Source organism: Dactylosporangium fulvum, assembly GCF_025137375.1.
Classification (GTDB): Bacteria; Actinomycetota; Actinomycetes; order Mycobacteriales; family Micromonosporaceae; genus Dactylosporangium; species Dactylosporangium fulvum.
Genome location: NZ_CP073720.1, coordinates 582,501 through 608,463 on the forward strand (window position 1 = coordinate 582,501; position 25,963 = coordinate 608,463).

Consider the following 25,963-nt stretch of genomic DNA (forward strand, 5'->3'; position numbering starts at 1 on the left):
GCATTTAGGTGCAGCGTTGCGTGTTTCTTGCCGGAGGTAGAGCACTGGATGGCCTAGGGGGCCTACAAGCTTACTGAAGTCAACCAAACTCCGAATGCCGGTAAGTGAGAGCGTGGCAGTGAGACTGCGGGGGATAAGCTTCGTAGTCGAGAGGGAAACAGCCCAGATCACCAGCTAAGGCCCCTAAGCGTGTGCTAAGTGGTAAAGGATGTGGGGTCGCATAGACAACCAGGAGGTTGGCTTAGAAGCAGCCACCCTTGAAAGAGTGCGTAATAGCTCACTGGTCAAGTGGTTCCGCGCCGACAATGTAGCGGGGCTCAAGCACACCGCCGAAGCTGTGGCATTCACGCATGTACCCGGCCAATGGTTCGCCGGCGGTCCAGGTGTGTGGATGGGTAGGGGAGCGTCGTGTCACCGGTGAAGCGGCGGAGTGATCCAGTCGTGGAGGTGACGCGAGTGAGAATGCAGGCATGAGTAGCGAAAGCAGGGTGAGAAACCCTGCCGCCGGATGACCAAGGGTTCCAGGGCCAGGCTAATCCGCCCTGGGTGAGTCGGGGCCTAAGGCGAGGCCGAGAGGCGTAGTCGATGGACAACGGGTTGATATTCCCGTACCCGCGTAGAAGCGACCATGCTGAACCTGCTTGTACTAACCTTATGAAGACGGAGGCCTTTCGGGGTTGATGTTGGAGTTTGGGAACTTGGGTGGTAGTAGGCAAGCGATGGGGTGACGCAGGAGGGTAGCTGGGCCCGGCCGGTGGTTGTGCCGGGGCAAGCGTGTAGCCCGCAGCATAGGCAAATCCGTGCTGCATTGAGGGTGAGACGTGAAGCGGAGCCGTTTCAGGTGAAGTCAGTGATCCCATGCTGCCGAGAAAAGCCTCTAGCGAGTTTCGAGCGGCCCGTACCCCAAACCGACACAGGTGGTCAGGTAGAGAATACCGAGGCGATCGGGCGAACTGTGGTTAAGGAACTCGGCAAATTGCCCCCGTAACTTCGGGAGAAGGGGGGCCACCGATGGTGAGACCACGTGCTGGTGGAGCGGTTGGTGGCCGCAGAGACCAGGGGGAAGCGACTGTTTACTAAAAACACAGGTCCATGCTAAGTCGTAAGACGACGTATATGGACTGACGCCTGCCCGGTGCTGGAACGTTAAGGGGACCTGTTAGTCTTTCGGGGCGAAGCGGAGAACTTAAGCGCCAGTAAACGGCGGTGGTAACTATAACCATCCTAAGGTAGCGAAATTCCTTGTCGGGTAAGTTCCGACCTGCACGAATGGCGTAACGACTTCCCCACTGTCTCAACCACAGGCCCGGCGAAATTGCACTACGAGTAAAGATGCTCGTTACGCGCGGCAGGACGGAAAGACCCCGGGACCTTCACTATAGCTTGACATTGGTACTCGAATTCGATTGTGTAGGATAGGTGGGAGCCGGTGAAGCAGTCACGCCAGTGGTTGTGGAGGCAAGCTTGAAATACCACTCTGTTGGATTTGGGTATCTAACTTTGGGCCGTGAGCCGGTTCAGGGACAGTGTCTGGTGGGTAGTTTAACTGGGGCGGTTGCCTCCTAAAATGTAACGGAGGCGCCCAAAGGTTCCCTCAGCCTGGTTGGCAATCAGGTGTTGAGTGCAAGTGCACAAGGGGGCTTGACTGTGAGACTGACAGGTCGAGCAGGGACGAAAGTCGGGACTAGTGATCCGGCACTGGCAGGTGGAAGCGGTGTCGCTCAACGGATAAAAGGTACCCCGGGGATAACAGGCTGATCTTCCCCAAGAGTCCATATCGACGGGATGGTTTGGCACCTCGATGTCGGCTCGTCGCATCCTGGGGCTGGAGTAGGTCCCAAGGGTTGGGCTGTTCGCCCATTAAAGCGGTACGCGAGCTGGGTTTAGAACGTCGTGAGACAGTTCGGTCCCTATCCGCCGTGCGCGTAGGATACTTGAGAAGGGCTGTCCCTAGTACGAGAGGACCGGGACGGACGAACCTCTGGTGTGCCAGTTGTTCTGCCAAGAGCACGGCTGGTTGGCTACGTTCGGAAGGGATAACCGCTGAAAGCATCTAAGCGGGAAGCTCGCTTCGAGATGAGGTATCCCACCCCTTGAGGGTTAAGGCCCCCAGCGAGACCACTGGGTTGATAGGCCGGAAGTGGAAGCCTGGTAACAGGTTTGAGCTGACCGGTACTAATAGGCCGAGGACTTGACCTCAAACACTCCCGCTTCGGGTGGGAGGGCTTTGAAAGTGTTGACGCATCCACTGTGTGATTCTGAACCAACACCGGTCGCACCCCACATGTTGGTGGGTGTGCGGGGTTGTATAGGTTCATAGTGTTACGGCGGCCATAGCGGAGGGGAAACGCCCGGTCCCATTCCGAACCCGGAAGCTAAGCCCTCCAGCGCCGATGGTACTGCACCCGAGAGAGTGTGGGAGAGTAGGACGCCGCCGGACAAACTTTCGCTCAGGGGCCCACCAAATCTGGTGGGCCCCTGACGCGTTTCAACAGACGTTTTGCGCCGCGCTTTTACTATGCCGCGCATGTCCTACGACGACGATCTCCCCGGCCTGTCCGAGCGCCACGACGCGGCCTCCGGTCTGCTGCCCGCCCATTTCGACGACGACCAGGCGGTCGCCGGGCAGAAGCGTCTCCGAAAAGTGCTCCGAGCTCTGGGCGCCCGCGTGGCCGGCAAACCCGCCGGCTCACCGACCGGGCCGACGTACAGCCTGGTGATTCACACCAGCGACCACAACTACGAGAGCACCCTGTACGCCGTGCCCGACGAAGCGGTCACGCCGGCGCTTCGCGCGGCGCTCCAGGTGGCGCCCGATTGCTTCGCCGCGCCCGACGACGCGTACCTCAAATGCTGGGGCGACATCCTGCGGCTGCTCGCGGTGTGGGGGCTCGCCGGGCTCACCGCGGCGCAGTTCCACGATGTGATGGTCGAGGACTTCGGCGCCGGCCACGGCCACACGGACCTTCCGGACCTGGACGAGCTGACCGCGCTGGCTGGTGCTTGGGCACCGTACGTGGTCGCGTCACTGGACCAGGCCGGAACGACCGCTGTGGACGGCGCCGCGCCATGGCTGAGCTACCGGTACCGGAGCATGCACCTGTTCCGTCAGAGCATGTGAGAGAAAGAGACTGACCCCTCCCAGAGCGTCGCGGGCGGGCCACGGGGCAGCCCGCGACGCTGGAACCCTGCCCTGCGAACGAGGGTCAGCCGCCGAACGCCTTGGCGCGGCTCGGCGCGGTGAAGTCCTCCGCGGGCACGCCGGCGAGGGCGCCCTTGAGCGTGTACGCGACCGCGTTGTTGATGACGGGGTGCGACATCGTCTTGTTGGTCTGCGGGTTGTCCGGGTCGGTGACGATACCGGCGACCGCGAGCTGCTTGGCCGTCACGACAAACGTCGCGCTCTTCTCGCCGTCCGTGGTGCCGGTCTTGCCGGCGACAGGCCGGCCGACCTGGCCGTGGACGGCGGCGGCCGTACCACCGTCGGGGCAGGCGTTGAACGCGGACTGGTCGCCGACCGGGCAGCGGGCCATGTCCACGGCGGCGCGGGCCACGTCCGGGTCGACGACCTGCTTGCACTGCGGGCTCCCGGCGTCGATCCGGTTGCCGTTGAGGTCCCGGATCTCGACGACCGGGGTCGGGGTGCAGTACTTGCCGTCGGCGGCCAGGGTGGCGTAGGCGTTGGCGAGGTCCAGCGGGGTCGTGTCCGACACGCCCAGCGTGAACGCGCCCCACAGGTGGGCGTCGGCGGCCCGCTCGGCGTCGTCCGGGGCCCGGAACTGGATGCCCAGCCGCTGTGCCACGTCGACCACCTTCTCCGCGCCGACCCGCTGCTGCAGCGGCACGAAGTAGGTGTTCAGCGACATGCCGAAGCTCTGCCACATGTTGAAGTCGCCGGCCTGGTCACCCGAGTTCTTCGGGCAGTAGTGCGCCCCGTTGCAGGCGGTGGGGCTGCTCGGTTCGACCGGATAGTCGGACACGAACTGTTTCTGGACGTTTTCGGTGTGCGACAGCGGCAGGCCCGCCTCCAGCGCGGCGACCGCGGAGAAGATCTTGAACGACGATCCGGCCTGGTAGCCGGGGACCTCGGGGCCGCCGGTGATGAGCGGGACCGTCGTGTTGGGGTAGTTGCCCTTCTGCCCCTTCTTCGACGGGTTGGTGCTGGGCCCGTTGTGGGTCTGGTCGTTGCTGAAGTTGCGGTTCGTCGCGAGGGCCTGCACCCGCCCGGTGCCCGGCTCGATCGCGGCGAGCATGACCGCCTCGGAGTCGCCGATCTTGACGGAGTTACCGGCGTCCGGCTGGTCCTGGGCGTACTTGAACGCGGCTGCCTGGGCCTGCACGCTCATCGAGCTGATGATGGTGTAGCCGCCGGAGCGCAGTTTGTTCTGCCGCTCGTACGCGTCGGCGCCGAACGCGGGTTGCTCGAGCCACCACCGGCGCAGGTAGTCGCACATGAAGCCGGCGCCGAGGTCGGGGCGCTGGACGGCCTCGCAGCCCTCGGGGGTCCGCTTGCCGACGATCGTGAGCTTGGTGGCCACCGCCTCGTCGGCCTGCTGCTTGGTGATGTAGCCCATCGTCACCATCTGGCTGAGCACGTACTTCTGCCGGTCCAGCGCGCGTGGCAGGCCCTCGGCCGTGGCCGGGTCGTTGGTTGTCGGCGCCTTCACCAGGCCGGCGATGAGCGCGGCCTCCGGCAGCGTGAGATCCTTCGGGTCCTTGTCGAAGTAGACGTGCGACGCGGCGAAGATGCCGTACGCGCCGTGGCCGAATGACGAGATGTTCAGGTACCGCTCGAGGATCTGCTCCTTGGAGAGCTTCTTCTCCAGCGCGACCGCGAGCTTCATCTCCCGCACCTTGCGGGTCGGCGTCTTGTCGGTAGCCTCCACGACCTCCTGCGGTGTGCGCGCCGAGTAGGCGGCGACCTGCCGCACGTACTGCATGGTCAGCGTCGAGGCGCCCTGCTGGTCGCCGCCGTTCTGGTTGTTGACGAACGCGCGGGCCACACCCTTCAGGTCCACGCCGTGGTGCTGGTAGAACCGCGTGTCCTCGGCGGCCACGATCGCCTGCGTCATGACCGGCGCGACCTCGGTGATCGGCACGTCCCGCCGGTTCTCGTCGTACATCATCGCCAGCAGTGTCTTGCCGTCGTTGGCGTAGACGTACGAGATCTGCGGCGACGGCAGCACGTCGAAGGTGGTCGGCAGGCCCTCGAAGGTGTCGGCGCCGGTCTTGGCGGCCAGGCCCGACATGGCCAGTGTCGGGAACACCGCCGCGGCCACCATCACACCGGCGACCAGCCCGCACAGCAGCAGAGACGAAACGGCGGACAGCACACCGTGGCCACGCAAACGCATACAGGCACCCCAGGGTTTCGCCGGCTACGCAGTCTCAAACCCTTCAAGTCGTACCCAATCTGACGCTGTGCGACACGTGACACTTTGCACATGAAGGCGGTGATGTCCACTGTGGACTGATTTGGTGGTGTTGACGGCGTACCTATCCTCGGCGGGGTGCGCCGCTTCGACGTCCGGGACCACATCGCTCAGCTCGATCCGGTGCGCGACTATGCCGAGATCACGCGGCTGCTGATGTTCCGGGAGTTTCCGTGGGACGTGCGTATGGCGGGCCGGCTGATGATCTGGCACCTGTACGCCAACCCGCCGGTCGCCACGGTCGTGGGCAGCACCGGTGCGCTCGCCGTCCGGGCCGAGGTCACCTCCCTGGCGTTCGGGGACCTCGTCGAGCACGGGTTCGACTCGCGGCGAGGGCGGGAGGTCGTCCGGTTCGTCAACCGCGGCCACCGGGGCACGCCGGTGACCGCCGCGCACAACCGGTTTGCGCTCGCGGCACTGACGGTGACGCTCCTACGCTGGCTCGACCGGTACGGTTGGCGTCCGGTCACCGAGGGTGAGCGGATCGCGGTGATCACGTTCTACGCTGAGCTCGGCCGCCGCATCGGCGTGCGGGACCTGCCGCGGACCTACGACGCGCTCACCGCCTACCTCGCCGGGTGCGAGGCCGGGTTCGCGCCGTCGGCGGCCGGCGAGCTGTGCAGCGAGCGGACCCTGGCGATGGCGCGCGGCCGGGTGTCCCCGCTGCTGCGGCCGCTGGTCCGGCCGGTCGTCGCGGCACTGCTCGACCCGGGCGTTCGAGCGGCTGTCGGCCTGCCGCCGCCCGCCGGGCCGGTGCGGTTCGCCGTCCGTGGCGTGCTGCGCCTGCGGCGCCGTGTGGTGCGCCTGCTCCCGCCTCGCGCCGAGGCGACCACTCCGCGAACCCGGCGCGGAAACTCTCATCGCTGAGTCGCTCCGGGGGACGAACAACCGCCGACTTCGACTACGGCAACGACCTGCGTCAGATCGCCTGAAGGTTCGCTCTGCCACCAAGCATGGGTCAGCGCTTCGGGTCGGCTGCGTCGCCTGGGCGGATCAGGCCTGTTTCGTAGGCGAAGATGACCGCCTGGACGCGGTCGCGGAGCTGGAGTTTCGCCAGGATTCGCTTCACGTGGGTCTTCACCGTCGACTCTTCCACGCCCAGCAGATCGGCGATCTCCGTGTTGGTGCGGCCGCGGGCCGCCGCCTCCAGGACCTCGCGCTCGCGTGGGGTCAGTTCCAGCAGGCGGCGGGTGGCGGCCGGGTCCGGTTGGGGTTGGTGGGTCATCCGGTCGATGACCGTGCGGGTCACCGCCGGGGAGAGCAGGGACTCGCCGGACGCGATGGTGTGAATGGCGGCGATGAGCTGCTCCGGCTGGGTGCGCTTCAGCAGGAAACCCGAGGCGCCGGCGCTCAGCGCGCCGAACACGTAATCGTCGTCCTCGAACGTCGTCAGGATCAGGATGCGGGCCGGTGAGCCGCTCGCCACGATCTCCCTCGTGGCGCCGATGCCGTCCAGGTGCGGCATCCGCACGTCCATCAGCACGACGTCCGGTTTCGCGCGCTTTGTCTGCTCGACGGCCTCGCGACCGTCGGCGGCCTCGCCGACCACGAGGATGCGGTCGTCGCTGGACAGCACCGCTCGCAGGCCGGCCCGCATGAGGTCGTCGTCGTCGACGACCAGGACCCGGGGTCCGCTCACGCCGTGACTCCGGCGCGGCCGGCGAAGTGCGGCAGGCAGGCGGACAGCTCATACAGACTCCCGGAAGCCTTCGCCTGCAGCGTGCCGCCCAGCAGGACCGCTCGCTCGCGCATGCCGACGATGCCGTGGCCGCCGGTGGTCGGCGGGGTGGCGGTGGTGCGGGTCGGGTTGGTGACCGTGATCTCGACGGCCTCGGGAGCGAAGCGCACGGTCACGTCGGCGCTGCCGTCGCCGTGGCGGGTCGCGTTGGTCAGCGCCTCCTGCAGGATCCGGTACGCCGCCGAGGCGACACTACGCGGCACCGCACCGGGGGAGCCGACGATGCGGCTGGTCAGCGCCAGCCCGCCCGACCGGAACCCGTCCAGGAGGTCGTCGATCGCGGCCGGGCCGGCCGGCGTCAGGTCGCTCTGCCCGTCCTCACGCAGTGCCCGGACCAAGCGTCCGATCTCGTCCATCGTGCCGCGTGCGACGTCCTCGATCGTGGCCAGTGCCCGCTTGGAACGCTCCGGGTCGCGCTCGTGCAGCAGCCGCGCGGCCCCGGCCTGCACGAGAATGACGCTGATCGCGTGACCGGCCGAGTCGTGCAGCTCCCGCGCGATGCGGGTGCGCTCCTGCGCGGCGGCGAGCCGGTGCTCCCGCTCCACCTCGCGCTCGGTCCGCGCGGCCCGCTCCTCCAGCGTGACGATGCGCTCACGGCGCAGCCGGCTACGGTCGCCGGTGATCCAGATCGCGACGAACATCACCGCCAGAAAGGTCAGTTCGACCGAGATGCGGGTCAGGTCGTCACCGGCCAGCTGGTAGGAGACCACCAACAACGGACCGAACCCGACCACCGCGGCCAGCGCGGAACGCCGCACCAGATCGGAGCCGCCGCTGTACCGCACGGCGACGCCGTACCCGCCGATCGCGGCGCCGAGCGGGAAGTCCAGCGGATAGTTCAGCATCATCAGGGTGAGGGAGGCCACGCCGACGACCACGTAGACGGTCACCGGGGCACGCTCACGCAGCGCCAGCGGCACCGACGCCACGACGGCGAGCACGACGCCGAGGGCGTCGAGCGGCGTGGACTGCGGGCTCGGCGTGCCCAGCCCGCCAACGGCGAGGGTGCTCACCGCGATGGCGAGCGTGATCGCCGCGATCCCCCCGTCCACCAGCATCGTCCGCCTGTCCACCCTGCCAGCGTAGAGAGCCGGCCCGGCGGGTGAAACGCTCCGCGGGGGGATGCCGTATGCCCCTACGGGGGGACACAAAGATCCCTTCAGCGAGCGTTGTCCCGAAGTACCGCCGCTTCCTAGCGTTCTCCGTCGGGCAATCCGGCCGACGCCAGGGGAAGGCGGCGCACGATGGCACAGACCACGCAAACGGAACACACGACGAGCACCAGCACCGTCTTCACACGGCTGGCGGCCCGCTCGTATCGGCACCGGTGGCTCGCGCTCATCGCCTGGGTCGCCGTCCTGGTGGCCGTCACCGTCGCCGCGCAGGTCGTCGGCAGCGACTACCGCAACGACTTCTCGCTGCCCGGCACCGACTCACAACGCGCCTTCGACATGCTGCGGGAGCGGGCGCCGGAGCAGGCCGGCGCGACGGCGCAGGTGGTCGTGCAGCGCGCGGACGGTCTCGCCGCGAAGCCCACTCGGGACCGGATCGAGGCCATGCTCCGCGACGTGCGCGAGCTGCCCCGGGTCGCGGAGGTCCGCAGTCCGTACGAAGATCCCAGCGCCATGTCCCGCGACGGCACCATCGCCTACGCGACGGTCGTGTTCGACGCACCCGCCGAGCAGGTCCCGAGCGAGGACGTCCGCCGGGTCATGGACACCGCGCAGGCCGCCCGCAGTGACGGGCTGCGCGTCGAGCTCGGCGGCGACCCGATCCGCAACGCGCAGGAGAGCGCGGGCGGCGCCGCCGAAGGTGTCGGGATGCTGGCCGCGCTCGTGATCCTCGTGCTGCTCTTCGGCTCGCTGCTCGCCGCGAGTCTGCCGATCGTCATCGCGGTGTTCGCGGTCGGCAGCGCCATCGGCGTCGTCGCGCTCGCCTCGCACCTGGCGACGATCGCCGACTTCACGGTGCCGCTGATGCTGCTGGTGGGGCTCGGTGTCGGCATCGACTATGCGCTGCTGGTGTTCTCCCGCTACCGCAGCGAACTGCTCGCCGGTGCCGACCGGGCCGCCGCCACCCGCACGGCGCTGGACACCGCCGGTCGCACCGTCTTCTTCGCCGGCTGCACGGTCATCGTGGCACTGCTCGGCCTCATCGCCCTCGGCCTCGGCTCGTTGCAGGGTGTCGCCGTCGCCATCGCGGTGACCGTCCTCGTCACGATGATCGCGTCCCTGACACTGTTGCCGGCCCTGCTCGCCGTCGTCGGTGCCCGCGTCGAGCGTGGGGTCCGCAAGCGGGCGTCCCGCGCCACCCGACGCGAAGGCGATCGCTGGCGGTCCTGGTCGACATTGATGCAGCGCCGGCCATGGGCAGCGTTGGTACTGGCGGTGGGCGCCCTGCTCGCACTCGCCTGGCCGACCCTCGACATGCGACTCGGCTTCGCCGACGCCGGGACCGACGCGCCGTCGGCGACCTCCCGCGCCGCATACGACCTGCTGGCCGAGGGCTTCGGCGCCGGGTTCAACGGCCCGCTCGTCGTCGTGGTCCGCGGTGACACCGAGGCGGCGGCAACCGTCCAGCAGGCGCTGTCGACCACAACCGGCGTCGCGGCCACAACACCGCCACTACCCTCGAGTGCGGGCCTGTCAACCATCATCGTCTTCCCAGACGCCGGACCGCAGGACGCCCGCACCGCCGAGCTCGTCGACCGGCTGCGCTCGCAGACCCTGCCCCCGCTGGCCGCCAGCAGCGGCGCGACGCTGCTCGTCGGCGGCAGCACCGCCGCGGTCGTCGACTTCGCCGACGCGGTGAGCGGACGGCTGCCGATCTTCATCGGCCTGGTCGTCGGCCTGTCGGCGCTGCTGCTGCTCGTGGTGTTCCGCTCCGTGCTCATCCCGATCAAGGCCGCGCTGCTCAACCTGCTCAGTGTCGGCGCGGCGATGGGCGCCATCACGCTGATCTTCCAGGACGGCAGATTCGGCGTGCAGCCCGGCCCCATCGAGGCGTACGTCCCGGTCATGATCTTCGCGATCGCGTTCGGGCTGTCGATGGACTACGAGGTGTTCCTGCTTGCCAGGATGCACGAGGAGTGGCAGCGCACGCGCGACGCGCAGCTCGCCATCCGGGAAGGGCTCGCGACCACCGGCCGGATCGTCACCGCCGCGGCGGCCATCATGGTCCTGGTGTTCGGCTCGTTCCTGCTCGACCCCGGCCGGATGCTCCAGCAGTTCGGCCTCGGGCTGGCCGTCGCCGTCCTCCTCGACGCCCTTGTCATCCGGTGCCTCATCGTGCCCGCGGTCATGCGACTGCTCGGCACCCGTGCCTGGTGGCTGCCGCGCTGGCTCGACCGGTCGCTCCCGCACGTGGCGCTGGAAGCAGGCCCGGCGGACCAGCGGGTCCCGCGGTGAGCGCGGCGCTCGACGGCTCGTGCGGAGTCCACGAACCTTCGTGGCAGTTCTTCGCGAAGGGCAGGGCCGGCCGGAATCGAACCGGCGTCCCCCGCCCCGTCAAGGCGGTGCGACGACCTCTGCGCTACGGCCCTGCCGCGTCGCAGTCTAGGCGGTCATCCCCACAGCCGGAGGTCGGCCTCCCGGAGAAAGTCCAGATCCCGCCGGGTCGTCCAGGCGGCCATGCGCGGGTACGAATGGTTCGACCTGGCCCGCGGGTCGGCGCCGGCGGCGAGCAGCGCCCGGACCAGGTCCGGCGTGCCGTGGTCGACAGCGGCGTGCAACGGTGTCTCGCCGTTCTCGTCGCGGACGTCGATGTCGAGCCCGGCGTCGAGCAGCCTCGGCAGCAGGTCCACATCCGACAGCCAGGGCATGAGGTGCAGCAGCGTCCGGCCCTGCTCGTCACGCACGTGCGGGTCGAGGCCGCGGTCGAGGGCCGCCGCTACGGCCGAGCCGTCGCCGTGCCTGACGATGGCCATCAGCTCGGCGCGCAGGCCACGCATCCGGCGCGGCATCCGTACCGCCGGATCACGCCAGCCGTCGTGAGCGGCGACGCAGCCCTGCACCTGGCCGCCGAGCGCCCGGATCATCAGCTCCCGCTCGACCTCGACGGGCGAATGCGGCATGACCACCACGCCGTCGCGCATGAGCACCTCGTGAGTGGCACGGTTGCAGCGGACGCGGATCGTGTCCCGCAACACCGGGGGCGCCACCGGCAGCGGCGCCGGCCGTCCCGGGAAGAGGGCGGCGTGGACGAGCGGGTGCAGCTCGTCGGGGTGCACGTCACTGTTCATCAGGGCGGTCAGCTCGGCCGGCCGGCGGGCCAGCACGTGCGGGATGCGCGGGACGTGCGCGAGTTCCAGCCCGAACGCGGCCACCTCGGCGCGCCGCCGCGTCTCGTCGACCCGGCCGTACGGCACGCTCGCCACGAGCCGCGCCCGCGGGCGTTCGCTGTCCAGGCGGTCGAGCACGATGCAGCGGCCCCGCACGTCGATCCGCATGAGGCCGGACCGGTCGTCGACGTCGACGGGGCCCGGCATGACCCGCCGGATGTCCTGCCTGGCTACGAGATAGCCGCTCGGCGTGTACCTGAGGGAGGGCAGGGGAACCCGGTCCGAGGGGGCGTTCCGGCGGCAGTCGGCCACGTGCGCGGCGGCGCGGCGGGCGGCGTCGGCGAGTGCCGTGTGGACGGGGCGCAGCCAGGCGAGCGAACGGTCGACCGCCGCACGGCGAGCATTGGCACCGCGTTCCGCGTCGAACGCGGCAGGGTCGATGCGGTCGCGGCTCCACTCCGGGTCGAACAGCAGGACCTCCAGGTCGAACCCGGCCGCGGTCCAGGCCTCGGCGTGCCGGCCCGACTCGTCCAGCCGGACGACCCGCTCGACGAGGCCCTCCGGGCCCGCACCGGTCAGCCGCTCGCCGTCGGTGCCGAAGAACGGCAGCCGGGTGACGCCACCGCACCGGGCCAGCAGCTCGGCAGTACACCTCGAATCCCAACGGTCGCGTCGGAGCAACAGGGTGTCGTCCCGCACGCCCGTCATCGCGGCGTCGTCCAGCGATTCGAACCGCAATGTGATCCGCTGCGGCAGATCGATCCGGCTCGGCGAGTGGGCGACGAGCGCGTGCGCGTCCGGGAACAGCGCGAGCGGAGACCACAGCCCGCTGTGCAACAGCCCGTCACCGGGGCGGCGGGGCAGGTGCCAGCGGAGCAGGTCGGGCACGAGGTGGCGCAGCTCCTCCTCGACCCGCGCGGCGACCTCGGCACCGTGGTCCTGCTTGATCGCGGCCAGGTCCACGTCGACGTCGACGCCCGCGGCGGCACACGCACCGCGCCAGTCACCCGCCAGCCGGCGCTCCGTCGCGCGTCCGATCATCCGCGGCGGTACCGCGGACGGGTGCAGCGGCAGCAACCGGTCCTCCTTCGATCCGAAAGGGCAGTCTAGGCGTTAGGTTCAGACGGTGTACTGGTTCCACATCCGGCCGGAGTTTCGTGAGTTCACCGCCAACCGGCCCGGTGTGAACGCGTTCTATCAGCACGTGGAAGGCCGCATCGACCGGGCGCTGCTCGGCCCGGAGTGGTTGCGGCGGCGGTTCGCGGCGGTCGACAGCCTGGAGCTCAGGCCGCGGCTCACGGACGTCGACCGGCCGCGGATCGACGCGGTCGAGGTGAAGCGGGGCGGCCACAACAAGCGGGTCCTGGCCGCGGTGTCGGTGCCCGGGGCGTGGTTCGCCGGGCGGCTCGACGGGCTGGTCGGCTACCGCCTGACGCTGATGGCGCTGGACGTCGTCGACGCCGTCGGCGAGCAGTTGGGGCTCGGCGCGTGCGAGCTGCGCCGGCCGCGGCAGGACCGGGGCACCGACGAACTGCCGCTGTTCGGGCCGCGCGACGACACACACGACGGCGAGCTCGCCCGGCGGATCGCGGCCGACCTGGCGGGCCGACCGCCCGGCGCCTGGGTGGTGACCGGCGCACCGTGGCCCTCGTACGAGCGGTGGTACCGCACCGTCGTCGACCGGCTCGACGCCCGGCGCGTCGACCAGCCGCTGCCCACACCACTCGTGGTCACCGAGGAACTGGTCCACCTGGAGGTGGGCCCGGGCTGGCCCAAGGGCGCGCTGCGAACGGCGCACGACACGGCCGAGCACTGGCTGCGGCAGTGGTCGGACTTCGCCAGCTCCGCGCTGCGGGAACCGGCCCGTCTCGTGCTGCTCCAGGATGACGGATCCGGCATGTCGGTGGCGCTGCCGCCCGCACCCGCGCCGGGGACGGTTCTCAGGGAATGCCTTCGCAAGCTCGTCGATCTGTGCGCCGCCGACCCGCGACCGGACTCGATCGAGGCCCACGTCGCCACGGCCACCGATCGGGACGCCGACGACGTGGCCGCGGCCGGTCTCGACGAGCTCGCCGAGGGGGAACTCGCGGTCGTCACTCGCATTCCTCCGGGGGACGACAGCCTCGACGAGACGCTCGAACGACTCGAGCAGCGCCTCGACGGCATCGCCGACGTGGGCGAGTCCGAGTGCCGGCCCGAGTTCGCCTACTGGATCGTCACCCCACGCGAGTGACAGCGAGGGCAGGGCTGGCCGGAATCGAACCGGCGACCCTCCGCTCCGGAGGCGGATGCGACGACCTCTGCGCTACGGCCCCGCCGCCGCACAGCGTCGTCTGGGACACCCATATCGACGAGTCGATCTGATCCACCCGCGCTGTTCCGGCAGCCACGTGGCCGCCGAGCTCACCGCTCGGCTGTCGGCCGCGTTCCGGCGGTATCGCTGAGCCTGTCGGCGTTCTCCGCGTATGCGGCCAGGCTGACCCGGGAACTGATCGCCAGTTTCCGGAAGATCTGCCGCAGGTGGTAGTTCACCGTGTGCGCGGAGATGCCGAGCCTCCGGGCGATCTGCTGGTTGGTCAGTGCCTGTCCGACCAGCTGCGCCACGGCCCGCTCCCGGTCGGTCAACCGTTTCCAGCCGACCGGGCACGGTGCCGGTGGCGGGTCCTCGTCGACGACCGCGACGACCATGACCTCGCCACGCACGTCGTACAGCACCACGGGCCGCAGACCCGACGCCCGCAGAATGTGCAGCAACGCATCCAACGACGAGATCATGGCTAGCTCCACACGTCCAGCACCAGTTCGATGACTCGAACCAGCAGCACCAGAGCCCACCGGCCCAGCCCGCCCACCCGGCTCGTCGCGCCCGGCTCCGCTACTTCCGTCGGCTCGTCGAACCATCGACGAGTGTTCACCGCGACCACCTCCGCCTGCGCTGTTCCCTCTGCGCTCGAGCATCGGTCGCCGCGGCGCTCCGTCCGCCGGATCACCGGTGTCCGCGAACGTCCGCGGTGGCCCGGCGCAGCCGGACACGGGACAATCGACGCAGGACGACATGGGAGGCGGCGTGACGCTTGGCGAGTTGGAGCCAAGGCCCGGCACGATCCACACCGTCGAGGACCTGGTGCGGGAACTGCGCCGGCTGCGGCGCCGCGCCGCGCGCCCGGGACAGGTGCAGGTTTCGATCCGGGAGCTCGCCGCCCGCATCCACCGGGCGCCCAGCACCCTGGAGCCCTATCTCAACGGCAAGCGGCTGTGCCCCGCCGACGTCTACGAGGACATGCTACGAGCCCTCGGCATCACCCCCGACCAGCTGCGGCCCTGGCTCGACGCGTGGGAACGGGTCGCCGACGGGGGTCTCACACAGGTTCCGTCGCAGCGGGGCGGCCGGCAACGGCTCCTGTCGCACAGCAGCACCGTCCGGTACCGGACGGCGTCGGGCCGCACCGTGGGCGTCGTGGCCGGTGATCTCCGGCGGGTGACGGGCGTGGACGTGTGGGTCAACTCGGAGAACACGGACATGCGGATGTCCCGCTTCGAGGAGTACTCCGTGTCGGCGATCATCCGGTTCGAAGGTGCCGTCCGCGACGAGACCGGCCACGTCCTGGACGATCGTGTCGCCGACGAGTTGGAAGCCAGAGTCGGCGGCCGTCGCCCGGTGGCGGCCGGCACCGCGATCGCCACCGGGGCCGGCGCGCTGACCGACCACAACGGCGTTCGGCACATCATCCACGTCGCCGCCGTGCGTGGCGAGCCCGGCGAGGGCTATCGCCAGGTCGCCGACATCGGTCGCTGCGTCACCAACGCACTCACCGAAGCAGAGCGGCTCACGGACGTCCGTAGCATCGTGTTTCCGCTGCTCGGCGCCGGTGTCGCCGCCGGGGTGCTCGAGCCCACCGTTGACGCCATGGTCGGCGCCGTCACCGACCACTTCGTCACCCACGGCCCCGAGTGGTCCGGCCTGGACACCGTCTACCTGCTGGCCAGCACCGCCGAGGAGCTCGACGCCTGCCGCCGCGTCCTGGACGCCACCCCGGATCTGGCTCCAGAGCACTGAACCCCATGACGCGGCGCCTTTCCCGGGCCGCGGTGTCGGAAAGCGACCGGATTGTGCCACCGGGTAACGCCCGGCGTCGATGCGACGCTCCTTCGACAACGTCGCACCGCATTCCTACGGGGGATGCGGTGCAACGGCAAGCCCGGCGGGCTCACTCGTTGTGGAGCACCTCGGCGATCCGCAGCCGCGCCGCGCGCCGGGCCGGGACCAGTGCGCCGACGAGGGCGATCAGCACACCCGCGGCGGCCAGCAGCACCAGGGTCGGTGCGTGCCACACGTCCAGCACGGCCGCCGGGATGCTGACCAGGGCCGCGTCGGCGGTGCGCGGGACGATGTAGGCGACCGTGAAGACCCACGTGGCGCGGATCTTCGCCAAGCTGGAGCTGCGGGACCGGGCCCAGGCGGTGGTGCTGGCCTACGAGACCGGCCTGGTGAGCCCGGGCGACACGGAGATTCGTCGCATGCGCGAGCTGCACGTGGAGGACAAGCGACAGCCCTGAGGGGTCACCGGCGCTTCTGCCGGAGGGCGTGGAACACCAGGGACATCACGCCGGTCACCAGCGCGACCACCGACAGCATGGCCACAAAGCCGCTCCAGCGGTCCGGGTGGCGCAGGGCGTCCACCAGGTTGACCACGAGCATGGCCACGCCGATCGGACGTTGAGCCTAATCGGGGGAGACACAGGCCGCTGATCAGCGCATAATCATCGCCGTTCACACCTCACGAGGGAATGGCACACATGAAGACCACCATCCGCGCGGCCCTCTCGGTCGGGCTGCTCGCCGGGTTTTATCTCCTGGCCGTCGGGCTCATCGGCGGGCTCGGGTGGCTGACGGTCTGGCTGTGGCGCGAGCATCCGGGCGCGGCCGCCGGCAAGCTCAGCTACCTCACCATCGCCGTCGCGATCGGTCTCGTCGTCGCCTTCTGGAAGATCCTGCGGGCCAAGCCCGAGGAGCCGGGCGGGTTGCTGCTGGCGCCGCACGAGGCGCGTGAGCTGTGGGACACCGCGCACGACCTGGCGCACCAGGTCGGCACCAGGGCGCCCGACGAGATCCGGCTGGTCCCCGACGTGAACGCCGCCGTGGCCGAACAGACGAGGTTCATGGGTCTCGCCGGCGGGCGGCGCATCATGTACGTCGGGATGCCGCTGATCCAGGCGTTCTCCGTCGCGCAGCTGCGCTCCGTCCTCGCCCACGAGCTCGGCCACTACTCCGGCAGCCACACCCGCATCGGGGCACTCGCCCACCGGGGCCGGATGGCCATCGTGCAGACGATCGTCCAGATCGGACCGTCCACACTGGTCGGTCGCATCTTCCGGCTCTACGCGCGGATCTACATCCTCGTCGAGCAGGCCGTCAGCCGCCGCATGGAATACGAGGCCGACGAGTTCTCGGTGCGTGTCGCCGGGCGGGCGGCGGCGATCAGCTCCATGCGGGACATCCCCGTCATCGACTCGGCGTGGGACTTCTTCGTCAACCAGTACGTCACCATCGGCTGGGACGCCAAGCTGGCGCCGCGCGACGTGTTCGGCGGGTTCGGCGAGCTGCTGCGCGGCCGGGCCGAAGAACTGGCCCGGCTGCGCACCGAGGCGCCGCCGAGCGAGAAGTCGCGCTGGGACTCGCACCCGCCGATCGCCGACCGGATCGCGGCGATGTCGGGCATGCCCGAGTCCGGCGCCGCCGTCGACGACCGGCCGGCCACCGTGCTGCTGAACAACGCGGCCGAGCTGGCCGCGCGGCTGCAGCACGAGGCGCTTGCGATCGAGGGCCGCACGCTGCTGCCGTGGGACGAGCTCACCGACACCGCCATCGCGGCCAACGCGCAGCGCGACATCGACGTGCTGTTCCGCGCCGCGGCCCGGCTCGGCGGCGCGCCGCAGGGCGACCTCGGCCTGGTGCTGAGCCTGGTGGAGCAGGGCCGCGCCGCCGACCTGGCCCGTGCGGTCGCACCCCACGCCGACGCCGACGAGCTGCTGCCGGCGCTCGCCGCGGAGATCGGCGGGGCCGTCGCGATCGCCGCTCGCGCCGAGGGCATCGGCAGCTGGCGGCACTCCTGGAGCAGTGGCGCGGACTTCGCCAAGGCGGACGGCAGCCCCATCCCGATCGGTGAGGTCGCCCGGCTCGCGGTCGACCCGGCGACGGTCGCCGAGGCCCGGCAGCGACTCGCCGGGCTCGGCATCAACGTCGCGGCGGTGCGCCAGCAGTCGGCCGGCGCGACCGCCACCGGCGCCGAGGTGCTGGGCGGGATCGCGAACATGAAGTCCGGCAAGCAGCACTTCGACGTGTTCATCCTCAGCAACGGCCTGCTGCTCGTGCCCGGGCCGAAGAAGACCGACGACGGCAAGCAGCGACTCATCACCGTGCTGCGCTCCGCGCCGGTCGAGGAGCTGGCGCGGCAGCACCGGTTCCTCGCGTTCGAGGACATCGCCGCCGCCACGATCCTCAAGCTGGTGCCGGTGCGGGTGGCGATCACGCTGCACAGCGGCGAGACCGTCGAGCTGCACCAGCCGTGGACCGGCGAGGCCCTCGACAAGAACGACGACGACCTGCTGCGCGGTGCGCTGGAGCCGTTTGTCGTCGAGCCGCAGAACGCCTGACGTAGACCCACCCACCGTGCGCCTGGCCACCGGCTCACCCCATGTCGGTTACGTCGGCGGGTGACGCCGGTGGATGTCAGCGGGTGGTGCCTGCGGTGGCTCGGGAGTCCCGTGGCCGAGACAGTGTCCGTCGGAGGGCATCTCTCCGTGGTGCAGCGCGTCCGGCTCGCCGACGGGCGGGACGTCGTCGTCAAAATGCGGGAACCGCAGGAGCGGCTTGTCGCCTGCACCGCTGCGCAGCGGCATCTCTGGCTCGCCGGGTTTCCCTGCCCAGAGCCGCTTGCCGGGCCGCATCCGCTCGGACCCTACGCCGCCAACGCCGAGGCCGCCGTCGAACCCGACGGGGTCCAGCCGGTGCTCGACGCCGGGGCGTTCGCGGGGCTGCTCGCCGAGCTCATCCGGCTGGGGCCGGAGGCTCAGGCCGTACCAACCCTGGAACCACCGCCGCCGTGGGCCTGGTGGCGTCATGACGCCGGCGCGGTGTGGCCGCCGCCGGACAACCGGGACGCCGGCCTCAACGCGCACCCGGAGACCGCGTGGCTCGACGACCTCGGCACGCGGATCCGGCGGCGGCTCCACGACGCCGTTCGCGGCCTGGAACCCGCCAAGAAGGCGAGCCTGGACGGGCTGGACCGGCTGGACCGGGCCGAGGCCGCCGAACGCTCCCGCCGCGCCGGCCTGCGGTAGACGGGAATCAGCCGATGCTGCCCATCGACCACGACGAGACCTCCGAGATGCGGCCCCGCCAGGTCAGCGAGTGGTCGGCCGGCACCAGCACGTTGCCGACGAACATGGACGCCCTGATCAGGTGCACGTAGTGGTAGGAGACCTCGTCCGCCGGCTCCTCGAGGTCGGCGTCCAGGAAGGTCGAGTGGATCCCGCGACCGATCGACGCGGCCGCCTCACCGGCGGGTTCGAGCGCCCTCGTCATCTCCGCCGCCCAGGTGACGCGGCTGACGAGCAGACCCGTGACGACCAGCCCCTGGACGTTCAGCGTGATCGCGAGCTGGAAGCCCGCGTGCCGCTGCACCAGCCCGACCAGGAGGTTCAGGACCGGGTCGGCACTGACGTCGACGACCTTCTGCTCATCTGCCATCGGCAGAGGGTAGACGAGCCGCTCTGGCGCGTCCGTACTCGGCCAGGGCGTGGAACGCGGCCTTGGGCTCCCACGGCAGCCCCGGGTACGTCGTGCCGGTCCGCCCGTGCGCCAGGACCTTCACGACGCCGAAGCTTCCCCTGGTCCGCGGCCGGACCGGTGCCTAGAGCTTGGCCAGGAAGTCGAGGTTCTGCCAGCCGTTGCGGCTCCGGGCGACGTAGCTCGGGTATGCGCCGTGCAGCGTCTCGGCGCGCGGATCGGCGCCCGCGGCGAGGAGTCTGCGCATCAGCTCGGGCGAACCGCCGTTCATGACCGCCAGGTACAGCGGGGTCCGCCCGGCCCGGTCCCGCGTGTCCACCGGCAGCCCGGCGTCCAGCAGCACCGGCAACACCTTCTCGACGTCGACCCACATCGCCATGTGCAGCAGCGACCAGCCGTGGTAGTCGCGCATCTGCGGGTCGATCGCCCCGCGGTCGAGGCCGTCGAGCAGCCAGTCGATGTCGCCGTGCAGCATCCGGTGCGAGATCGCGCGCCGCTGGGCCTCCAACGCCCACGGCACGCGCGCCGCCCCGGTCGTCCATCCCTGTTGGACGGCGAAACAGCCGGAACTCTGCCCGCCCAACGACCGCAGTGCCCGCTCCCGCAGCTGCTCCGTGTCGTCGTGGTCGTGCAGCCGCAGCGCCCCGTCGACGACACCCACCCTGTGCCAGACGCCCTGGCAGCGCACGCGGGCCGGCCGGGCCTCGGCGCGCGGCCGTGACACGACCGGCGCGGACGGGAAGGCCACACCGGGGAACAGTGCCTCCCGCATCAGCGGGTGCAGGTCCGCCGGGCGTTGCCGGCCTGCCGCGATGAGCACCAGGTCGATCGGCACCGGCGCGGTCGCGACCCGCACGGGCACCTCGAGGTATTCGCTGAGATCCGCCGCCTTCGCCGTCATGCCGTCGACGGTGAGGTCGAGCGTGGCGCCGTACAGCGTGTTGACCTGCTCGACGCCGAACGCGCGGGCGGCCGCCCGCGCCTGGTCGGCGACGCCGATCGGGCAGGTCGGTGAGGCCGCTTTCCGTTGCAGGGACTCGGTTTCGACGTCGCTGACATCGACCCCGCATGCCTGCCAGGCGCCGATGAGGTCGCCTTCCGCGAGCTGCCGGTACAGCCGCTCGGTCGCCGCCGCCCGGTCGTCACCGACGCCGAGCTGCTCCGGCGGCAGCGGCCGGCCGTCGCGGGTGAGCAGCGGCATCCGCTCGTCCGAGCCACCCCACGCCGCCCGTAGGGTCTTCGCCTCGCGGACGTCCCAGGTGTACCTCGGGGCGACGTACCAACGCTCGTCCGCCAGCTCGGCCATCGTCGTGACGCTGACCTGGAGCCGCTGCGGCCCGGTCGGCGATTTCGGCAGCCGTACCTTCACCAGCGGCGCGCTGTCGGCTCCTGCCGCCGGCGCGAGGATCGCACTCACCCGCGCCTGCAGGGTCGTCATGCCGCCCTGGTGGCGGGGCAGGTGCCACCACAACAGGTCGAGGCAGAGGTGCCGGAGGTCGTCCTCGACGGCGAGTGCCGCCCGGTCCCCGAACCGGCGGCGGACGTCGTCGAGGTCGACGTCGACGTCGGTGCGGGCGATCTCCGCCGCGCGCCGCCAGTCCCCGGCCGCTCTTGCCGTCGCGGCCGCCTCGACCGCGTGCATCGGCAGAGCTTCGGCGCGGATCCGCTGCCACTGCGGAAGGTCACGGCGCAGGACGGTGAGCACTGGGGACCTCCGCGGTGGGGCTGAGGCGGTAGGCCGACCGGATTCGAACCGGCGTCTTCCATCTTCGCAAGGTGGTGTGACGACCTCTGCACTACGGCCTACCGCGGGTGAGCTTAGCGGTCGGGTCAGCAGGAGCGGCAGCTCAGGGCGTCGTGTCGAGATAGACCTCCACGTCGTACAGCAGGCGGATCGGGTCGCCGTTGGTGACGCCGACGAAGACCGGCTCGCCGGCCGGGGTGCGCCCGCGGCGCCAGACCTCGTCGCGGGCGGCGTCCAGGGAGTCGCGATGGACCTTGCCCGCCCGGTGGAGGTCCAGGACCCGGCGGGCGATGGTGCGGTCGGTGTCCAGTTGTATCCGCATCAGGGGCATGGTCGGCACTTCCCTCCGCACGCGGAAGTTAACGATGGTCAGGTGACTTAACAGCGTTAAGTCACCTGACTACTGTACTAGAGTGGGGAGGGTGACAGTATGGCTCCGGGAGACACCCGACCGTCCGCGTCGCACGCCCCCGCTGAGCCGGGAGCGCATCGTCGACGCCGCGGTGGCCCTGCTCGACGCGCACGGCATCGAGGGGCTGACGATGCGCCGGCTCGCCCAGCAGCTCGACGTCACCTCGACCGCGCTCTACTGGCACGTGCAGACCAAGGACGACGTCCTCGACCTGGCCGTCGACCAGATCTTCGGCGACGTGCGCATCCCCGACGGCTCGAAGGACTGGCGGGACGACGTGCGCACTTTGGCCCGGGACTGGCGCGAGGCCATCCTCCGCCACTCCTGGGCGGCAAGGCTGATCGGGCGCCCGATGCTCGGCCCCAACGTGCTAGCGCGCACCGAGTTCCTGCAGTCGGCACTGGTCCGCGGCGGCCTTGACGGCCTCCAGCTGGCGGTGGCGACCCGCGTCATCGCCAACTACGTGATCGGCGCCGCGCTCACCGAGGCCACCTGGCGCCAGACGGCGGACCCGCGGGAGCGGGCGGAGGCCCGGCGACACATCACGGCGAGTCCGGCCGCCTATCCGACCCTCAACGCCTCGGGCCATCTCGACGACGCCCGGTGGAGCGACGACGAGCTGTTCGAGCGCGGCCTCGACGCCATCCTCGTCGCCTGACCGGTCCGGAGCGGAGTGGGCGAGGTTCCTCACCTCGACCCCGCTGTGGGCCGCGCTGCCGGCGGTGCCGGGCCTGCTCCGGGTCCGTCGCGCGGAGACCGGCTGACCTCCGTGCGGCCCGCCGGCTCGACCAGCTCCTGATCCTGCGGCTCCGGTGCCTGCGCCGGTGCGGGCACGGTGGGGACGACGGGAGCGGGCAGCGTCTCGTCATAGCGGCGCTCACTGCGAACCGTGGTGAGCGCCGCACGGGTGAGCAGTCGCAGGTCGAGGCGCACGCTCTGGTGCTCGATGTAGGCGAGGTCCTTTTCGAGCCGCTCCTGCGGCGCCATGTGGAACTTCTCGATCTGCGCGATGCACGCGATCCCCGGCCGTACCGTGTGGCGCTCGGCGTATCCGGGCACCGTCTGCAGGTGGGTGCGCACCAGCACGGTCCGCAGCGGCCGCGGACCGACCAGGCTCATCGTGCCGCCCAGGACATTGATCAGTTCGGGCAGCTCGTCGAGGTGCCAGCGGCGCAGCCACCGACCGACCCGGAGCGTGCGCGGATCCCCCGCGGGCGAGGCCACCGGCCCGGTGAGCCGCTCGGCGCCGTACTCCATGCTGCGGAACTTGAACTGCCGGAACGTGACACCGCCACGGCCCACCGAGTTCTTCGTGAAGAACACCGGCCCCGGCTCCTCGAACCAGATGAGCAGCCCGATGATCGGCCACAGCGGCAGGGTGAGCGCGAGACCGAGCAGCGCGCCGGTGACGTCGAACAGCCGCTTGCCACGCGGTGTCGGGCGCAGCCGCACCGCCACCGCACTGTGGTAGGCGAGCACATCCCGCTGCACCTCCGCCGACGGCGGCGCGTTGTCCTCCACGATCCCGGCGGTGGCGGCGCTGAGCACGATCCCACTCGCGAACGCCGCCGTCACCAGGATCAGCGCCGCCCGCGCCGGCACGTCGTGCCCGAGATGCAACCAGACCCACGGCGCGACGATCAGCCCCACCGTGACGACAAAGGCCAGCCGGCAGGCCCACGCCCGGGCCGGCTGGGAGAACGACGACGTGAGCACGACGGCGGGCAGCAACGCCAGGAACAGCGTCACGAGCAGAATCCAGTAGTTCAGGATCTCGTAAATCACCAGCAGTACGCCTTCTCCTGCTCGGCCCACATCGTGAACAGCAGCAGGATCCAGATCTCCCGTGCGTGTTCCGCCTGGCCGCTCAGGTGTCGATCGACGATTGCCTGCACTTCGTCGAACCGGAGGTAGCCCTGCCGCTCCAGGACCTCCCGGCTCAGGTACTCCTGCACCAGCGGCCGGTACACACCCCGCAGCCACCGCGGCAGCGGGGCATTGAACCCCTTCTTGCGCATCGCGACGATCTCCGGCGGCAGGATGCCGCTCATCGCCCGGCGCAGCAGCCACTTCGGCCGCAGCCCCGGCAACTTCAGCCGGCCCGGCAGGCCGAACGCGAACTCGACGAGCGCGGTGTCCAGCAGCGGCACCCGCACCTCCAGCGAGTGCGCCATGCTCAGCCGGTCGACCTTCGCCAGCACGTCGTCCGGCAGGTAGACGTGGGTGTCGGTGTACTGCGACCGGGTCAGCTCGTCGAAGCCGGCGCCGGCCCGGTGGTGCGGCTCATGCGTGTCGTACGTGTCGGACAGCTCGGCGAACAGCTCCGGCCGCAGCAGCCGCGCCTTGGCCCCCTCCCCGAACACGACCCGCCACAGGTAGTGGCTGCGGCCGGGCTCCTCCAGCGCGTTCGCGACGAACCGCCGCGCCTTGAAGTCGAAGCTCGCCCGGGCACTCGACCGCGGCAGGAACCGCAGCAGGGCCGGTGCGACCCCGGCGGTCACCGCGCGGGGCAGGTGCCGGTAGTGGCGGGCCAGCTTGTCCGCCTGGTACGTCGGGTATCCGGCCAGGATCTCGTCGCCGCCGTCACCGCTCAACGCCACCGTCACGTGCTCCCGGGCCAGCCGGCACAGGTAGTACGTCGGGACCATCGACGGGTCGGCGAACGGCTCGTCGAACGCGGGCAGCAGCCCCTCCGGCAGGTCCTCGGCGCGCGGCTCGACGACGAGCTCGGTGTGGTCGGTGCCGAACCGGCGGGCCACCAGGGCGGCCTCGCGCCGTTCGTCGTAGGAGCGGTCGGCGAAGCCCACCGAGAACGTCTTGAGCTCGGCGTCGGGCCGCACCCGCCGGGCGGCGGCGACGACCGTACCGGAATCCATGCCACCGCTGAGGAAACAGCCGAGCGGCACGTCGGCCATCAACTGCCGGCGGACGCTGTCGAGCACGAGTTCGCGCAACCGCTCGCCCGCCTCGCCGGCGGTCAGGTCGTCGTCCCGCGGCACGTCGGCGAGCGCCCAGTAGCGCCGGACGGTGTGCGTGCCGCCCTGCCACACGAGCGTCGTGCCGGGCTCCAGCTTGCGGACCTCGCGGTACATCGTCCGCGGCGCCGGGACGTACATCAGCGACAGGAACGCGCTGAACGCCTGCAGGTCCGGCGTACGGTCGGCGACCGCGGACAGCACCGCCTTGATCTCCGAACCGAACACCAGGCCACCGGAGCGCTCGGCGTAGTGCAGCGGCTTCACGCCCACCCGGTCGCGGCACAGCACCAGGCGGCCGCGGGCGTCGTCGAACAGCGCGACCGCGAACATGCCCTCCAGGTGGCGGGCGAAGTCGGTGCCGTACTCCTCGTACAGGTGCGGGATGACCTCGGCGTCACTGCCGGACGCGAACGTGTGCCCGCGCCGGGCGAGCTCACGCCGCAACTGTCGATGGTTGTAGATCTCGCCGTTGCAGACCGCGTGCACGGTGCCGTCCTCCGACCGCACCGGCTGCCGGCCGTGCTCGACGTCGACGACCGCCAGCCGCCGCACGGCAAGGCCGACGGGGCCGTTGACGTAGAAGCCTTCCTCGTCCGGGCCGCGGTGCACGAGGGCGCGGCACATGGCACGCAACCGGTCCTCGTCGACGTGGTGCTCGTTACCGCCGATCACCATGCCGGCGATGCCACACATCCGGTTCTCCCGTCTCAGACCGGCGGAAGTTCAGCCGGCCGGTGGGCGGCGGGCCCCGGTGCGGACGGTGTCCACAGCCGCGACGCCTGAGCGGCCAGCCGCAGCAGGTAGCGAGGGCCGAGGACGAGGTACCGGTGCGCGAGCCGGCGCGGCTCACCGGCCAGCCGCCACAGCCACGCCAGGCCGGCGCGCTGCATCCACCGCGGCGCGGGACGCAGGAGGCCGGCGTGATAGTCGAAGGCCGCACCGACGGCCAGAATCGGCATGTCCAGGAACGGCCGCATCGCGTGGGCGAACGACTCCTGCCGCGGACAGCCGAGTCCGACCAGGACCAGCCGCGCCCCCGAACCGGCGATCCGCCCGGCGATCTCGACCTCCTCGCCCGGCAGCGCCGCACGGAACTTCGACGGTTCCGTACCGGCGATCCGCAGCCCCGGTATCAGCAGGGTCAGGGCCGCCGCCAGCCGGTCCACGGTCCGCTGGGTCGAGCCGTAGAGGTACACCGGAAGGTCCTCGACGGCGGCGCGCCACAGCACCCGCAGCATCAGCTCCGGCCCGCTCACCCAGTCCCGCAGGCCCGCCGCGTGCAGCAGATTCAGCGCCCACCGCACCGGCTGCCCGTCCGGCGCTACCACGTCGAAGGCGTTCAACCTGGCGTTGTGCCTCAGGTCGCCGACCCCGGTCATCACCCCGTGCACGGCCAACGCCGTGAGGATGAACGGCCGCCTGCGCACCGCCGCTTCGACAACCCGGTCGACGGCGGCGTCGTAGTCGATGACGTCGACCAGCACTCCCAGGACGTTGCGTTTGCCGCCACTCGGGCTGACCGTCAGGTCGATCGGCACAACATCGGTGGCCAACGCCGTTCCTCCGTATCGCCCCATGGGAGCACCGCGCA

The 25,963-nt window shown here is 70.4% G+C and carries 22 protein-coding genes, 3 tRNA genes, 2 rRNA genes and 1 pseudogene (1 of these 28 running past the window's edge); 11 read left to right on the forward strand and 17 right to left on the reverse strand.

All coding sequences use genetic code 11. From position 1 onward, the window contains the following. From Dfulv_RS02705 to Dfulv_RS02715, 3 genes are all read left to right on the forward strand, one after another. A 23S ribosomal RNA gene (locus Dfulv_RS02705) occupies positions 1–2,199 on the forward strand (it extends 920 nt beyond the left edge of the window). Between the two features lie 124 nt (positions 2,200–2,323). Further along, positions 2,324–2,440, forward strand: a 5S ribosomal RNA gene (gene rrf, locus Dfulv_RS02710). An 87-nt stretch (positions 2,441–2,527) separates the two neighbouring features. Beyond that, entirely contained in the window at positions 2,528–3,121 is a 594-nt protein-coding gene (locus Dfulv_RS02715; protein ID WP_259861016.1) for a hypothetical protein, read from the forward strand. A gap of 85 nt (positions 3,122–3,206) precedes the next feature. Here Dfulv_RS02715 and Dfulv_RS02720 read toward each other — a convergent pair whose 3' ends face one another. After that, positions 3,207–5,354, reverse strand: a complete 2,148-nt coding sequence (locus Dfulv_RS02720) for a transglycosylase domain-containing protein (RefSeq protein ID WP_259861017.1) — start codon at positions 5,352–5,354, stop codon at positions 3,207–3,209. A 156-nt stretch (positions 5,355–5,510) separates the two neighbouring features. Here Dfulv_RS02720 and Dfulv_RS02725 point away from each other — a divergent pair, with 156 nt between their 5' ends. Next, positions 5,511–6,299, forward strand: coding sequence for an oxygenase MpaB family protein (locus tag Dfulv_RS02725; RefSeq protein ID WP_259861018.1), 789 nt, complete (start codon positions 5,511–5,513; stop codon positions 6,297–6,299). Between the two features lie 91 nt (positions 6,300–6,390). Here Dfulv_RS02725 and Dfulv_RS02730 read toward each other — a convergent pair whose 3' ends face one another. Together Dfulv_RS02730 and Dfulv_RS02735 are read right to left on the reverse strand one after the other, a co-directional pair. Continuing rightward, positions 6,391–7,071, reverse strand: coding sequence for a response regulator (locus Dfulv_RS02730; RefSeq protein ID WP_259861019.1), 681 nt, complete (start codon positions 7,069–7,071; stop codon positions 6,391–6,393). Continuing rightward, entirely contained in the window at positions 7,068–8,243 is a 1,176-nt protein-coding gene (locus tag Dfulv_RS02735) for a sensor histidine kinase (RefSeq protein WP_259861020.1), read from the reverse strand. Before Dfulv_RS02735 ends, Dfulv_RS02730 begins: the two co-directional genes overlap by 4 nt. A gap of 171 nt (positions 8,244–8,414) precedes the next feature. Between Dfulv_RS02735 and Dfulv_RS02740 the strand changes: the two genes are divergently transcribed. Beyond that, a complete protein-coding gene (locus tag Dfulv_RS02740) occupies positions 8,415–10,577 on the forward strand; it encodes an MMPL family transporter (protein WP_259861021.1) in 2,163 nt (720 codons plus the stop codon). A 61-nt stretch (positions 10,578–10,638) separates the two neighbouring features. Here the strand turns inward: Dfulv_RS02740 and Dfulv_RS02745 are convergent. Beyond that, positions 10,639–10,711: transfer RNA gene (locus tag Dfulv_RS02745), tRNA-Val, on the reverse strand. A 21-nt stretch (positions 10,712–10,732) separates the two neighbouring features. Next, positions 10,733–12,526, reverse strand: coding sequence for an ankyrin repeat domain-containing protein (locus Dfulv_RS02750; RefSeq protein ID WP_259861022.1), 1,794 nt, complete (start codon positions 12,524–12,526; stop codon positions 10,733–10,735). Positions 12,527–12,575: 49 nt separating this feature from the next. Between Dfulv_RS02750 and Dfulv_RS02755 the strand changes: the two genes are divergently transcribed. Further along, positions 12,576–13,682 carry a hypothetical protein gene (locus Dfulv_RS02755; RefSeq protein WP_259861023.1) on the forward strand — a complete coding sequence of 369 codons (1,107 nt, stop codon included), beginning with the start codon at positions 12,576–12,578 and terminating at the stop codon, positions 13,680–13,682. Between the two features lie 9 nt (positions 13,683–13,691). Here the strand turns inward: Dfulv_RS02755 and Dfulv_RS02760 are convergent. The 3 genes from Dfulv_RS02760 to Dfulv_RS02770 form a co-directional block, all read right to left on the reverse strand. Continuing rightward, positions 13,692–13,764 (reverse strand) — tRNA-Arg (locus Dfulv_RS02760). An 88-nt stretch (positions 13,765–13,852) separates the two neighbouring features. Then, the gene (locus Dfulv_RS02765) at positions 13,853–14,224 is read right to left on the reverse strand and encodes a helix-turn-helix domain-containing protein (RefSeq protein ID WP_259861024.1); all 372 of its coding nucleotides are present in this window, start codon (positions 14,222–14,224) and stop codon (positions 13,853–13,855) included. A gap of 2 nt (positions 14,225–14,226) precedes the next feature. After that, positions 14,227–14,364, reverse strand: a complete 138-nt coding sequence (locus Dfulv_RS02770) for a hypothetical protein (protein WP_259861025.1) — start codon at positions 14,362–14,364, stop codon at positions 14,227–14,229. Between the two features lie 152 nt (positions 14,365–14,516). Between Dfulv_RS02770 and Dfulv_RS02775 the strand changes: the two genes are divergently transcribed. Next, complete coding sequence (locus Dfulv_RS02775; RefSeq protein WP_259861026.1) at positions 14,517–15,506, forward strand: helix-turn-helix domain-containing protein; 990 nt, start codon at positions 14,517–14,519, stop codon at positions 15,504–15,506. Between the two features lie 151 nt (positions 15,507–15,657). On the opposite strand, the gene Dfulv_RS02780 is transcribed toward Dfulv_RS02775, so the two are convergent. Then, positions 15,658–15,882: a hypothetical protein gene (locus Dfulv_RS02780; protein WP_259861027.1), complete on the reverse strand. Its 225-nt coding sequence runs from the start codon at positions 15,880–15,882 to the stop codon at positions 15,658–15,660. Between Dfulv_RS02780 and Dfulv_RS02785 the strand changes: the two are divergent. Beyond that, positions 15,845–16,006: pseudogene (locus Dfulv_RS02785) on the forward strand (LuxR C-terminal-related transcriptional regulator); the annotation flags it as partial. The gene Dfulv_RS02780 and the pseudogene Dfulv_RS02785 overlap by 38 nt on opposite strands. 4 nt (positions 16,007–16,010) lie before the next feature. Here the strand turns inward: Dfulv_RS02785 and Dfulv_RS02790 are convergent. Continuing rightward, a complete protein-coding gene (locus Dfulv_RS02790; RefSeq protein WP_259861028.1) occupies positions 16,011–16,154 on the reverse strand; it encodes a hypothetical protein in 144 nt (47 codons plus the stop codon). Between the two features lie 92 nt (positions 16,155–16,246). Here Dfulv_RS02790 and Dfulv_RS02795 point away from each other — a divergent pair, with 92 nt between their 5' ends. Together Dfulv_RS02795 and Dfulv_RS02800 are read left to right on the forward strand one after the other, a co-directional pair. Further along, positions 16,247–18,103, forward strand: a complete 1,857-nt coding sequence (locus tag Dfulv_RS02795; protein WP_259861029.1) for a M48 family metallopeptidase — start codon at positions 16,247–16,249, stop codon at positions 18,101–18,103. A 111-nt stretch (positions 18,104–18,214) separates the two neighbouring features. Beyond that, positions 18,215–18,790, forward strand: coding sequence for a hypothetical protein (locus Dfulv_RS02800; protein WP_259861030.1), 576 nt, complete (start codon positions 18,215–18,217; stop codon positions 18,788–18,790). 7 nt (positions 18,791–18,797) lie between these two features. Here the strand turns inward: Dfulv_RS02800 and Dfulv_RS02805 are convergent, their stop codons facing one another. From Dfulv_RS02805 to Dfulv_RS02820, 4 genes are all read right to left on the reverse strand, one after another. Next, complete coding sequence (locus Dfulv_RS02805) at positions 18,798–19,199, reverse strand: hypothetical protein (RefSeq protein ID WP_259861032.1); 402 nt, start codon at positions 19,197–19,199, stop codon at positions 18,798–18,800. 163 nt (positions 19,200–19,362) lie between these two features. Further along, positions 19,363–20,943 carry an ankyrin repeat domain-containing protein gene (locus Dfulv_RS02810; protein ID WP_259861033.1) on the reverse strand — a complete coding sequence of 527 codons (1,581 nt, stop codon included), beginning with the start codon at positions 20,941–20,943 and terminating at the stop codon, positions 19,363–19,365. A 28-nt stretch (positions 20,944–20,971) separates the two neighbouring features. Further along, positions 20,972–21,044 (reverse strand) — tRNA-Arg (locus tag Dfulv_RS02815). Positions 21,045–21,085: 41 nt separating this feature from the next. Then, a complete protein-coding gene (locus Dfulv_RS02820; protein WP_259861035.1) occupies positions 21,086–21,304 on the reverse strand; it encodes a hypothetical protein in 219 nt (72 codons plus the stop codon). A 100-nt stretch (positions 21,305–21,404) separates the two neighbouring features. Between Dfulv_RS02820 and Dfulv_RS02825 the strand changes: the two genes are divergently transcribed. Further along, positions 21,405–22,052: a TetR/AcrR family transcriptional regulator C-terminal domain-containing protein gene (locus tag Dfulv_RS02825; protein ID WP_259861036.1), complete on the forward strand. Its 648-nt coding sequence runs from the start codon at positions 21,405–21,407 to the stop codon at positions 22,050–22,052. A 29-nt stretch (positions 22,053–22,081) separates the two neighbouring features. On the opposite strand, the gene Dfulv_RS02830 is transcribed toward Dfulv_RS02825, so the two are convergent. From Dfulv_RS02830 to Dfulv_RS02840, 3 genes are read right to left on the reverse strand one after another with little or no spacing between them, the layout of a single operon-like run. After that, positions 22,082–23,179: a sugar transferase gene (locus tag Dfulv_RS02830; RefSeq protein ID WP_259861037.1), complete on the reverse strand. Its 1,098-nt coding sequence runs from the start codon at positions 23,177–23,179 to the stop codon at positions 22,082–22,084. Then, positions 23,176–25,065 carry an asparagine synthase (glutamine-hydrolyzing) gene (gene asnB, locus Dfulv_RS02835; RefSeq protein ID WP_259861038.1) on the reverse strand — a complete coding sequence of 630 codons (1,890 nt, stop codon included), beginning with the start codon at positions 25,063–25,065 and terminating at the stop codon, positions 23,176–23,178. Before asnB ends, Dfulv_RS02830 begins: the two co-directional genes overlap by 4 nt. Positions 25,066–25,079: 14 nt before the next feature. Then, the gene (locus Dfulv_RS02840; RefSeq protein WP_259861039.1) at positions 25,080–25,925 is read right to left on the reverse strand and encodes a WecB/TagA/CpsF family glycosyltransferase; all 846 of its coding nucleotides are present in this window, start codon (positions 25,923–25,925) and stop codon (positions 25,080–25,082) included. Between the last annotated feature and the right edge of the window lie 38 nt (positions 25,926–25,963).

What these genes read in the sequence shown, in the direction of transcription:
- Dfulv_RS02715 (WP_259861016.1), top strand. Translation starts at nt 2,528, where the DNA reads ATGTCCTACGACGACGATCTCCCCGGCCTGTCCGAGCGCCACGACGCG.
- Dfulv_RS02720 (WP_259861017.1), bottom strand. Translation starts at nt 5,354, where the DNA reads ATGCGTTTGCGTGGCCACGGTGTGCTGTCCGCCGTTTCGTCTCTGCTG.
- Dfulv_RS02740 (WP_259861021.1), top strand. Translation starts at nt 8,415, where the DNA reads ATGGCACAGACCACGCAAACGGAACACACGACGAGCACCAGCACCGTC.
- Dfulv_RS02765 (WP_259861024.1), bottom strand. Translation starts at nt 14,224, where the DNA reads ATGATCTCGTCGTTGGATGCGTTGCTGCACATTCTGCGGGCGTCGGGT.
- Dfulv_RS02795 (WP_259861029.1), top strand. Translation starts at nt 16,247, where the DNA reads ATGAAGACCACCATCCGCGCGGCCCTCTCGGTCGGGCTGCTCGCCGGG.
- Dfulv_RS02805 (WP_259861032.1), bottom strand. Translation starts at nt 19,199, where the DNA reads ATGGCAGATGAGCAGAAGGTCGTCGACGTCAGTGCCGACCCGGTCCTG.
- Dfulv_RS02820 (WP_259861035.1), bottom strand. Translation starts at nt 21,304, where the DNA reads ATGCGGATACAACTGGACACCGACCGCACCATCGCCCGCCGGGTCCTG.
- asnB (WP_259861038.1), bottom strand. Translation starts at nt 25,065, where the DNA reads ATGTGTGGCATCGCCGGCATGGTGATCGGCGGTAACGAGCACCACGTC.